General features: G+C 62.8%; 1 protein-coding gene. It reads right to left on the reverse strand.

Annotated elements, in window-relative coordinates:
* A partial coding sequence (locus tag ACW9HX_RS29060; RefSeq protein ID WP_457383212.1) for a ShlB/FhaC/HecB family hemolysin secretion/activation protein occupies positions 1–1,062 on the reverse strand: 1,062 nt, incomplete at both ends.

Below are 1,062 nucleotides of genomic sequence, written 5' to 3' on the forward strand. Positions count from 1 at the left end.
GTCCAGGCGGAAGTAGATCGGCGCTTCGCGCTCGGTCAGCGCGGCCGGTCGTTCCAGGGAATGGGCGAAGGTCACGCTGGCCGCAACATGCTGGCCGCGAGCGAACAGCTCCAGCGAGTTGCTCGACATGCGCCCGTGCTGTTCGCCGTTGTAGCGATCATTGCGAATGACGCCCTGGTCGTAGCCCAGGCTGGTGCCGTATTCAGCAAATACCGGGCGCAGCCATTCGGCAGTCACCGGGCGTGCCCAGCGCAGGTCGTTACGCCAGTAGCCGCCGCTGTCGCCGGACAGCGATTGATCCTTGTAGCCACGGATCGACGAGAGACCGCCAAGGCTGGTGCGCTGCGGACTGAACAGCACGTCTTCACTGCGCTGGCCGGTCATCAGGCTGCTGAAAGTCAACGACTCGCCCCACAGTTTGAACGGCTGCAGATAACTCAGGGTCGCGGTGTATTTGCGATAGCGTGCATCAGGCTCGCCAGGGCCTGGATCGTGACTGCCCTGGGCATCGAATGCACCGATGCCTTCCTGCATGCCGGCATCGAAGTTGACGAAGGCACTGCCGATCCGCCGTCCATGGTTGAAGCCGAACTGCGCTTCGCTGATGCGGTTGCTGCTCAGGCGCAGCTTGCTGTCTTCGATGAAGTTATTGGTGCGCAGGTACGACACACCGGTGCTGAGGGAGGTCTTGCTGACGGCGTCGCGGTGGATCACACGCTCGGCGCGAAACTGGTGGTTTTCGCTGTCGCCGGTCTGCTTGAAGTTGTAGCCGTTGGCGGCGATCTGCGAGCGGTACTCGCTCTGGCTGTAGGTGTAACTGAAGTTCCACCAGCCCCACGGCAGGTTGTAGTTGAGCATCGCGTTGTTGGAGGTGTGTTGGTGGTCGGTCATCGCATCGTGACCGCCGCGCAACGACAACTGATCGGCCAGGCCCAGCGGGCTGTCCCAATCAAACGTGGTGCCCCACTGCTGCTCGCCGGTGCTGCGCTGGCCGTCGTTGCTGCGCGACAACCCGACACGCCAGGGCTTTTGCGCAGTGTTGTTGACCAGCACCTCGCTGCC

The organism is Pseudomonas sp. SDO52101_S400, assembly GCF_054071635.1.